Genomic DNA, 9723 nt, shown 5'->3' on the forward strand with positions numbered 1-9723 from the left:
CCGGCCGTCCGACCGTCATCTTCGGAAGCTCGTCGGCAGCGCCCTCCGGAGATCTCCGAGCAGGCGGCCACATTCGGCCCGATGAGGAGGGTTCTCCCTTCCCAGAACCCTCCCCTGTCCGGCCCGAACGTCGCCGCGGTGGAACCCGATCGGGGCGGGAGCGCGTCGCTCGGCGTACCGTTGGAGGAGGTGGTGGGCAGAGGGATCCGAAATCGCACGCGTTCATGGAGCCACCCGTGGAACACAACCGAAACGGCACGCTCAGCGTGCTCTGGCACGGCGGAGATCGCTTCTCCATCAAGATCCGCGACCACACGATCCGCGTCGACCAACCCATGGACTTCGGCGGGGGCGACACCGGTCCTACCCCTGTAGAGCTGTTGGTCGGGAGCCTCGCAGCCTGCGTGGCCCACTACGCCGAACGCTATCTCCACCGCTGCCAGCTGCCCGCCGGGGTGATGGTGACCGCCGACTACGAGATGGGCCTTCGCCCGGCGCACGTCAGCCGCATCGAGTTGGTCGTCCAGGCTCCAGGCATCCCGGAAGGACTCCGGGAGTCCTTCTGCAACGTCATCCAGCACAGCGCCGTCCAGAACTCGCTGAGGCTGCCTCCGGAGACGACCTACGAGATCCGCATCGCGGATGCCGCCGCCACCGTCAGCGCCCCGCAGCACCCGTGACGGCCCTCCTGCTCTACGGCACCCACAGCCGTCTTGAGCACTCCCCTGCTCTACGGCGCACCGCCGTATTGTGCACTCTTCTGCTCTACGGCACCACTGCCGTCTTGTGCACTCCCAGGGGCTCGAAGTCGTAGAGCGTGTTGTTCACCTGCAGTCCGTCGACCGCGCCGATGAAGGGCGTGTCCATGGTGAACCCCAGGCTCAGCGTGATCACCGCGTCCGGCAGCCGGGCCTTGAGCTGGTCGAAGGTGCACGGCGACGCCAACGTGCAGTTGATCAAGATGCCCGTCGCACCCGTGGCGTACCACTGGCTGCCCGCCGCGCTGGCGTCGTACTGCTGCCAGGTGTTGGGCAGTTGAGAGCCGGGGGCCGACGGGGTCGTGGAGCTGTCCGGCAGATAGATCAAGTTCGCGTAGTCGGTCGTGCCCACATTGGGGTCCACCTCTATGCTCAGCCCCGGCACAGAGACCGTCGCCGAGGTGGTTCCCGCATACGCCCAGTACTTGAGCGTGATCAGATCGCTGACTGGCAACTCCGCGAAATTCGTCTCATTGCCGAAGGCGATCTTGTCCGGGCTGTCGCCGACGATGAGTCCCAGGCTGCCGAGACCATAGGGCGGCGGCACGCTGGCCGCGGAGTCGGTGGGCGAACTCCGGCCGTACGGGCCGGTGCGGTAGACGGCACTCGGCCCACCGTCGGAGTTGCGGCCGATGACACCCCACCTGTCGGAACAACATATGACAGTCCCCGCGGGCCCTACCGGCCCCGCAACTCCTTGGGGACCGGCAGGACCCGTAGCTCCCACCGGCCCCGCAACCCCTTGGGGACCGGCAGGACCCGTAGCTCCCACCGGCCCCGCAACCCCTTGGGGACCGACAGGACCCGTAGCTCCCACCGGCCCCGCAACCCCTTGGGGACCGATAGGACCCGTAGCTCCTGTCGGACCCACCGGACCCTCAACACCCTGCGGCCCAGTCGCACCCGCCGGACCCGCCACGCCTTGCGGACCTACCGGGCCTTCCACACCCGCCGGACCCGCCACACCTTGAGGACCCGCAGGACCTTGGGCACCCTCCGGACCCGGCACACCCGGCGCGCCTTCCGGACCAACCGGGCCCATCGCCCCTACCGGACCCGCCGGACCCTCAACACCCTGCGGCCCGGTCGCACCCCCCGGACCCGCCACACCTTGCGGACCTACCGGACCCGCCACACCTTGAGGACCCACAGCACCTGGGGCACCCTCCGGACCCGGCACACCCTCCGGGCCTTCCGGCCCAACCGGGCCCATCGCCCCTACCGGACCCTCAACACCCTGCGGCCCGGTCGCACCCCCCGGACCCCCCACACCTTGCGGACCTACCGGACCCGCCACACCTTGAGGACCCACAGCACCTGGGGCACCCTCCGGACCCGGCACACCCTGCGGGCCTTCCGGCCCAACCGGGCCCATCGCCCCTACCGGACCCGCCGGACCCTCAACACCCTGCGGCCCAGTCGCCCCCGCCGGACCCGCCACACCCTGCGGACCCGCAGGACCTTGGGCACCCTCCGGACCCGGCACACCCTGCGGGCCTTCCGGCCCAACCGGGCCCATCGCCCCGACCGGACCCGCGACACCCTGTGGCCCGGTAGCCCCCATCGGACCCGCCACGCCTTGCGGGCCCGTAGCGCCCGCTGGACCCGCCACACCTTGCTGCCCTACTGGACCTTCCGCGCCCGCCGGACCTGCCACGCCTTGCGGACCTGCGGGACCTATTGGACCCGCCACCCCCTGCGGACCAGCAGGACCCGCAATACCCTGCGGGCCAGTGGCACCCGCTGGGCCGGCCACGCCCTGCGCGCCTGTTGGGCCTTCCGGACCAACCGGGCCCATCGCCCCGACCGGACCCGCCGGACCCTCAACACCCCGCGGACCAGCAGGCCCCGCCACACCTTGGGGACCAGCCGGGCCTTCGGCACCCGCCGGACCGGTGGCTCCTACCGGCCCCGCCGGACCTTCAACACCCTGCGGACCAGCAGGACCCGCCACGCCTTGCGGGCCCGTAGCACCCACCGGACCCGCCACGCCCGGACCCCCCACGCCTCGGGGACCAGGAGGACCCGCAACACCCTGCGGCCCGGTAGCACCCACCGGGCCCGCCGGACCCTCAACACCCCGCGGACCAGCGGGACCCGCCACACCCTGCGGACCCCCCACGCCTTGGGGACCAGCGGGACCCGCCATACCTTGGGGACCAGCCGGGCCTTCCGCACCCGCCGGACCGGTCGCCCCTGCAGGACCAGCCGGGCCTCCAACACCTTGCGGGCCGACCGGACCCGCCACACCCTGCGGGCCGGCCGGACCCATCACGCCCTGCGGGCCAGTGACACCCGCCGGACCCTCGACACCTTGCGGACCCCCCACACCCTGGGGACCAGCCGGGCCTCCAACACCCTGCGGGCCGACCGGACCCGCCACACCCTGCGGACCAGGCGGACCCCCCACACCCTGCGGGCCAGTGACACCCGCCGGACCCGCCACACCTTGCGGACCCGCCACACCCTGGGGACCAGTCGGGCCTCCAACACCCTGCGGGCCAGCCGGACCCGTAACGCCCTGCGGACCCGCGACGCCTTGCGGACCAGCCGGACCCGCTACCCCCTGCGGACCCGCGACGCCTTGCGGACCTACCGAGCCCGTCGCCCCCACAGGGCCTGCCGGACCCGCCTCTCCAACCGGACCCTGCGGGCCGGCCGGGCCTTCCGCACCCGCAGCACCGGTCGCCCCTGCAGGACCCGCCGGACCTCCAACACCTTGCGGGCCGACCGGACCCGCCACACCCTGCGGACCGGCCGGACCTCCAACACCCTGCGGACCGACGGGACCGGCCACACCCTGCGGACCAGCCGGACCCGCCACACCCTGCGGGCCAGTGACACCCGCCGGACCCGCCACACCTTGCGGACCCGCCACACCCTGGGGACCAGCCGGACCTCCAACACCCTGCGGACCGACGGGACCGGCCACACCCTGCGGACCAGCCGGACCCGCCACACCCTGCGGGCCAGTGACACCCGCGGGACCCGCCACACCTTGCGGACCCGCCACACCCTGGGGACCAGCCGGACCCGCCACACCTTGGGGGCCGGCCGGGCCTTCCGCACCCGCAGGACCGGTCGCCCCTGCAGGACCCGCCGGACCTCCAACGCCTTGCGGGCCGGCGGGACCCGCCACACCCTGCGGACCAGCCGGGCCTCCAACACCCTGCGGGCCGGCCGGACCCGTCACGCCCTGCGGGCCGGTCACACCCGCCGGACCCTCGACGCCTTGCGGACCAGCCGGACCCGCTACCCCTGCGGACCCGCGACGCCTTGCGGACCTACCGAGCCCGTCGCCCCCACAGGGCCTGCCGGACCCGCCTCTCCAACCGGACCAGCCGGACCCGCTACCCCCTGCGGACCCGCGACGCCTTGCGGACCTACCGAGCCCGTCGCCCCCACAGGGCCTGCCGGACCCGCCTCTCCAACCGGACCCGCCGGGGCCCGTGGCTCCTACAGGACCAGCCGGACCCTCTACACCCTGCGGGCCGGCCGGACCTTCAACACCCTGCGGACCTGCCGGACCTTCAACACCCTGCGGACCTGCCGGACCTTCAACACCCTGCGGGCCGGCCGGACCTTCAACACCTTGCGGACCTGCCGGGCCCGCAGGGCCGCTGACCCCTTGGGGACCTGCCGGGCCCACCGCGCCGACCGGCCCTGCCGGGCCCGGGGAGCCGTCCGCGCCCGCGGGACCTGGTTGGCCGGGTTCGCCGATGGGGCCGGCCGGTCCTTCCGCACCTGCGGGTCCTTCTGCACCTGCGGGTCCTTCCGGGCCTGTCGCGCCCGTGTGTCCGGCTGGACCGGTGTGTCCGGTTGGGCCACGGCTTCCGGCCGGGCCACGGCCTCCCGGTTTGCTCCAGTGTCCGGCTGGGCCCTTGTGCCGGGTGGTGTGCGAGCGATGTGGGGTGGAATGACCCCGTTTCCCTTTCCGCCATCCCTTGCCTTTCGCCCCGCGCGGGCCACGTAGGCATGAGCAGTGCTTCCTCTTGCACTCGCACCTCTTCCGGCACGCACCCTTCACATGAGCGTGCGACCCTCGGGAGGCACCGGCAGATCGGCAATCAGGACGCGGCTTACCCTCTCTGACCTGCGAAATCAGGCGGATGCGGTCGAACTCGTTTTCGACGGCATTTTCCTGCGTTTGACATGATGTCATCAGCAAAGCACCGACGAGGAGTACGGATACGCTCCACACCCGGACATACCTGCCGGACCGTCGGTTTACGACGTGCCTTTTATTTTTATTGCGAGAAGTCATGTCAATCCGTGTCATTCAGGGTCGCGGAGGTGATGTGACGCATGGGCGGTGGCCACGAGATACCCGATAAGTGCTTTGAAATACGCCGACTCGGCTAATAGGCGGTAAATTGAGAACTGGTTAAGGGAAAGCCCGCGATGCAGAGCGGCTGGAGAATTCACATTCAGCTACATAGTGCCTTCAACCCGCGACCCCCGACCTGGGGATCTTCAGGCAGCTCCCGGAAGACGAGGGGGACGACCTCGCGCCCCCTGTGCCGCTCCCGCCGGCGCGGGGGCGCGAGCCGTCCGCCCGCCCCGTCGACGGCACATTGACCGGGGTGGCGCCGCCACAGGTTTGGGTCGAGCAGTCCCCCAGGTAACAGAAACCCTGGGAGTCGACGCGCTGGACGAACACCGGTGACGTGCTGCCGTCCAGCTCAGCCGTCCCGGGGAAGACGACGACGATTTCGTGCGTCCCTTCGGAGAGGTTCCCGGCGGTCAGTTCAGCGTGACCGGTGGCGTCCAGCTCGGCCGTGCCCAGGCTTACTCCGTCGCTGAAAAATTCGACCGGACCGGTGGGAACCGTCCCGCTCGGAGATTTCACCGTCGCCACGAAGGTGATCGGACTTCCCTGGTCTATTGCGCACGTCGAGTTCACCGTGGTGGTGGTGGACCTGTCAGGGGGACCCGCGCAGGCGGACAGCGTGACGCTGTCGGCGTCCAGCGTGACGGCACCGTTGCGCGCCAGCGTGCGGCCGTCAACGGTTACGGCGTTGCCCAGCGTGATCGAGGTCAGGGCGAGGATGTTACCGGCGAAGTCGGTGTTGGCTCCGAGGGTGGCCGAGCTGCCGACCTGCCAGAAGACGTTGCACGCCTGAGCTCCTCCGACCAGGATCACCTCGCTGGCGGCCGCTGTGGTCAGGGTGGACGCAGCCTGGAAGATGAAGACCGCGTTGGGGTCACCCCGGGCGTCCAGGGTGACGGCTCCGGTGATCTGGAAAGTGCCCGCGGACGAGTTGTAGACACCAGGGGTGACAGTGGTCCCGCCGAGTTGGGTGGGGATGGTGCCGTCGGGGGTCCGGGAGACGGCGTCGTTGTAGGCGGCGGTCAGGTCGGCCTGCGCCTGTGTGGCGGTGTCGTCGGCGACGTGGACGGTGCCGACCACGATGCCAGGAGGAAAGCCGGTCACCGTGCCGCCCGGGCTCACCCCCATATCTCCGGTGACGACGCTGGCCCCGGTGTTGGTGACGGTGGTCCCGCCCAGTACAGCGAAGTTCCCGGCCGTCCGGAGGAGCACAGGCGCCGGCGCGAGCGCGTTCGCGGGACGGGGGGTCGCGACGACACCTCCCGTCGCGACCAGGGCCGCGAGGGTGCCTGTGAGCAGGGAGCGAACCAGGTTCCCGGATATGAAGCGAGGGCGACCGGCGTATGTCATCGAACTGCCCTTCCCATTCGGCATGGTTCATCCCCGGCGCATTATCGATGACGCGCCATATCCCCCAACCTTATTAATCGGCGTCCTGGTGCTCGTCGTCCGACATGCGGGCAATAAAGGCGTAGCGTCATTTCCAGACAAATAAGAATATGCTGCCGTCCGCTGGTTGCTGCAGGGTTCGATGAGCCCCCGGCGGAGCACCTTGTACGCGGCCGAACAGGGATTGCCGGCGCCGACGGCCGAACTCGTTCGCCTCAAATCAACACCCACGCGTACAGGGGAGGAAACAGGCGATCCGGAAAGGATTCACTGCAAACCGATCAGCAGGGTGAAAGGTTATGGCGCGACCAGCGTTGAGCCAGGCGCATCATGCGGGCTCATCGCTGCGGCGGCCGGTGGCTGTCGGAGTACCTTCGCCGGGTGTCGGCTCGGTGGACAGGGCGCCGGAATGCAGCCAGCCCAGCCGCTGGGCGAGCTGTCTGGCGCTGTCGATTAAGGCGGCTATGGAGGGAGAGGGGCTGGCGTCGCGCCACAGCAGCGACCAGGGATAGTAGGTGACGGGTTCGGTCAGGGGCCGCCAGATCGTGCCCGGCCGGTTGGAGGTGTGGGAGGAGGAGGGGATGCAGTGCAGGCAGCGGTGCTGGAGCACCAGGTCGGCGGCGGCCCGGGTGCTCTCCACGGTCCCCTCGTAGATGGTGGGTGCGAAACCGGCCGAGCGGCACAGCTCGAGGACGAGCTGGTTGAGTTCCGGTGTCTGCGCTTCCTCGCCGAGCAGCAGCAGCTCGTCGGCCAGGGCGGCGACGGGGACGCCCGCCAGGCCGGCGAAGCGGTGGTCGTCGGGCACCAGCACACCGAGCGGATCGAGCCTGATCAGCTCCGAGGTCACCTCCTGCGGAGCCTGGGAGGCATGCCCGATGCCGATGTCCAGGCGCCCGTCGGCCAGTTGCCGGTACTGCTCGGGGGTACCCGCCTCGACCTGATGAATGGTGATGTCCGGACGGGTGCGCTGGAGCTCGCGCAGGATCTGAGGCATGGAATCGTAGCCGGCGTCGATGATGCCGACCCGAAGCGTCGGTGTTGCGGCGACGGCGTTGCGCGCGACCTGCTTGGCTCTGCTCACATGGTCCAGGATCTGGCGCGCCTCGATCAGGAAGGCAGCGCCCGCCGGGGTCAGGTCGACGTGGTGGGTGCTGCGATCCAGCAGCCGCACCCCTAATTCACGCTCCAGCCGCTGCACCTGCTGGCTCAGCGCGGACTGCACGATGTGCTCACGGGTCGCTGCCCGGCCGAAATGCAGTTCCTCGGCCAGCGTCACGAAATAACGCAGCTGGCGCAGTTCCATGCCGCCACCCCTCCCTCAACCGGGCGGCGCCGATATGGACGTCTTCCTGCACTTTAGACCCTCGCACGGCTTCGACGGCCTCAGCGCTGCTTACTGGGCTGGCGTGTCTGGCAGGCGATCTTCGGATTCCTGCGAGGCGGCGACGGCGATCAGCCACAGGACCAGCACCGGCCCGACCTCACCAGGTGGCCTGCCAGAGACGAAATCACCCCAGGGGCACGCTGCCGCCGGGGCTGGAGCCGGGAAAAGGTTGCTCACACGGTCCGTTCGTGGACGTAACACCAGCGCCAGGCCGTCTCCGGCGCAAGCGCCGCGACCACCGGATGATCGGTCTCCCGGTAGTGCTCGCGGGCGTGAGTGCCTGGCGAATCGTCGGAGCAGGCCACCCAACCGCACGTCAGGCACACCAGCAAGCGGGTCCAGGACAGGCCGAGAACCAGGCATCCTCCGCATTGCGGTAATCCGCGCTCAGCTCCCGGAGATATATCAACATGCTCGCACCGTGGCGCCTGACCGTTCAGGCTGCCGCGCGCGCTCAGCTCCGTGCCATCGATGCTCAGGGTCATGGCGACCCTCCTCGGGCGGCAGCGGGGCACAAGGTGTGCCGGCTGCCGCCCTCAGTAGACCCGATCGGCCTGCCGGGGGAAACGTGCAATCGCAGTAAGCCCCATCACCACCCGAGATCGCCGGTTGCCCGAGGGCGCGGACGGCCGAGGGAATGGGAGACGGGGGTGCCGGGCAGCACGAGTCCGGCTGCGTACCGGTGAACAGAAAGCGCCGCCGCGGAAATGATCCTTCAGGCAAGCGACGCGGGCGGGTGGGGCCGGCGATGAGCGCAGATGATCTCGCGGTACGCCCGGTGTGCGAAACGCCGACCACGTACGCCATCGCGGTCGTACTCAGGGCCACCCACATCACGGTCTCGGCGGACACGATCGCCTCCGCCCCGGTATCGCCGGCGCATCCCACCCGAAGACGGGTAACTGGATACCGTCAGTCAACGTCTCCCACCCGGAGACGGATACGGGCGTTCCAAGCAAAGCTCATCGCGTCAGCTGATCACAGCCCTTCCTTCGACAGGCTGACCTGTCGCCTTGCCCGGGTCGGTCATCGTGGCGACATCGAGATCGATCCGCGCCTGGCCGTCCTTCCTGCGAGTTCTGCGCCGTCTTGATCGCGAAATCAGCTCGCCGGCCCAAGCACGATAGCCACCTGCCGGTGGGCGGGGTGCTCAGGCGAGCGATGGCGGCAGGCGCAAGCCGAGCATCTGTACGAGCCGACGCAGCGGAGCGATCTCCAGCGCGGGCAGCGGTACGTTCCGCAGCCGCAGTTGGGGCGTCTCGTGCCAGCCGGTGAGCTCCAGCAGACGGCGCAACTGCGGCGATGCCGACCACAGCGTCAGCACGTGGCCCTCTTGCAGCCTGGCGGCGGTGGTGACCAAGGCGCGAAGGCAGCCGACGTCGATGAACCTCACAGCCGCCAGATCGAGGGAGACGTCACCGTCGCCCGTCACCGTACCCAGCGCCCAGGTCAGAAAGGGCAGCGTGCGGGCGTCGAGTTCTCCCTCGATCCGTAGACCGAGCGGATCGACCATCTTGGCGATGCTCAGCTGCCGACAGAAAATCGTGAACGGGTCGACAACCTGATCGTGCGGGGCGCTGGGGGTGATGTCGGCGTTCATGCCGATTCCTTCCAGGCGTGCCGGAGAGGGGCGCCGCGAGGTCCAGGCAGGCATGAGAACAACCGTGTCAACCTGATCGTTGCGATGGCCCTGTCAACGGACACGCCGATCTCCTGATGGGCGGCCAGATTTCTCCAGGCTGATGGCCATCGGAATTCCCGGGTATGGTCACCAGAAATCCAGGTGTGTGGCCAGGCCGATCTCGGTGGATGGTCAGGCCAGGGGTCTGACGCCGCGGCCGGATAGGGCTTCAGCCAGGCGG

Annotated in this window: 10 protein-coding genes; 1 reads left to right on the top strand and 9 read right to left on the bottom strand. The window is 69.6% G+C overall.

Annotated elements, in window-relative coordinates:
* Positions 1-236 precede the first annotated feature (236 nt).
* The gene (locus ABD810_RS28035) at positions 237-680 is read left to right on the top strand and encodes an OsmC family protein (RefSeq protein ID WP_344946864.1); all 444 of its coding nucleotides are present in this window, start codon (positions 237-239) and stop codon (positions 678-680) included.
* 85 nt (positions 681-765) lie between these two features.
* Here the strand turns inward: ABD810_RS28035 and ABD810_RS28040 are convergent, their stop codons facing one another.
* The 9 genes from ABD810_RS28040 to ABD810_RS28080 form a co-directional block, all read right to left on the bottom strand.
* Entirely contained in the window at positions 766-1305 is a 540-nt protein-coding gene (locus ABD810_RS28040; RefSeq protein ID WP_344946866.1) for a hypothetical protein, read from the bottom strand.
* Positions 1306-2660: 1355 nt separating this feature from the next.
* Positions 2661-2978: a hypothetical protein gene (locus ABD810_RS28045; protein WP_344946869.1), complete on the bottom strand. Its 318-nt coding sequence runs from the start codon at positions 2976-2978 to the stop codon at positions 2661-2663.
* Positions 2979-3029: 51 nt separating this feature from the next.
* A complete protein-coding gene (locus ABD810_RS28050) occupies positions 3030-3248 on the bottom strand; it encodes a hypothetical protein (protein ID WP_344946872.1) in 219 nt (72 codons plus the stop codon).
* A 102-nt stretch (positions 3249-3350) separates the two neighbouring features.
* Positions 3351-3923 carry a hypothetical protein gene (locus ABD810_RS28055; RefSeq protein ID WP_344946875.1) on the bottom strand — a complete coding sequence of 191 codons (573 nt, stop codon included), beginning with the start codon at positions 3921-3923 and terminating at the stop codon, positions 3351-3353.
* Positions 3924-4235: 312 nt separating this feature from the next.
* Entirely contained in the window at positions 4236-4520 is a 285-nt protein-coding gene (locus tag ABD810_RS28060; RefSeq protein WP_344946877.1) for a hypothetical protein, read from the bottom strand.
* Positions 4521-5202: 682 nt separating this feature from the next.
* A complete protein-coding gene (locus ABD810_RS28065) occupies positions 5203-6438 on the bottom strand; it encodes an ice-binding family protein (protein ID WP_344946880.1) in 1236 nt (411 codons plus the stop codon).
* A gap of 367 nt (positions 6439-6805) precedes the next feature.
* Positions 6806-7780, bottom strand: a complete 975-nt coding sequence (locus ABD810_RS28070; RefSeq protein WP_344946883.1) for a LysR family transcriptional regulator — start codon at positions 7778-7780, stop codon at positions 6806-6808.
* Between the two features lie 254 nt (positions 7781-8034).
* Positions 8035-8346, bottom strand: coding sequence for a UBP-type zinc finger domain-containing protein (locus tag ABD810_RS28075; RefSeq protein ID WP_344946886.1), 312 nt, complete (start codon positions 8344-8346; stop codon positions 8035-8037).
* A gap of 665 nt (positions 8347-9011) precedes the next feature.
* Positions 9012-9461 carry an STAS domain-containing protein gene (locus tag ABD810_RS28080; protein ID WP_344946888.1) on the bottom strand — a complete coding sequence of 150 codons (450 nt, stop codon included), beginning with the start codon at positions 9459-9461 and terminating at the stop codon, positions 9012-9014.
* Positions 9462-9723 lie beyond the last annotated feature (262 nt).

Source organism: Sphaerisporangium flaviroseum (assembly GCF_039537005.1).
GTDB classification, from domain to species: domain Bacteria; phylum Actinomycetota; class Actinomycetes; order Streptosporangiales; family Streptosporangiaceae; genus Sphaerisporangium; species Sphaerisporangium flaviroseum.

Coding starts and splice junctions, on each gene's coding strand:
- ABD810_RS28070 (WP_344946883.1), bottom strand. CDS start 7,780: ATGGAACTGCGCCAGCTGCGTTATTTCGTGACGCTGGCCGAGGAACTG.
- ABD810_RS28080 (WP_344946888.1), bottom strand. CDS start 9,461: ATGAACGCCGACATCACCCCCAGCGCCCCGCACGATCAGGTTGTCGAC.
- ABD810_RS28075 (WP_344946886.1), bottom strand. CDS start 8,346: ATGACCCTGAGCATCGATGGCACGGAGCTGAGCGCGCGCGGCAGCCTG.
- ABD810_RS28065 (WP_344946880.1), bottom strand. CDS start 6,438: ATGACATACGCCGGTCGCCCTCGCTTCATATCCGGGAACCTGGTTCGC.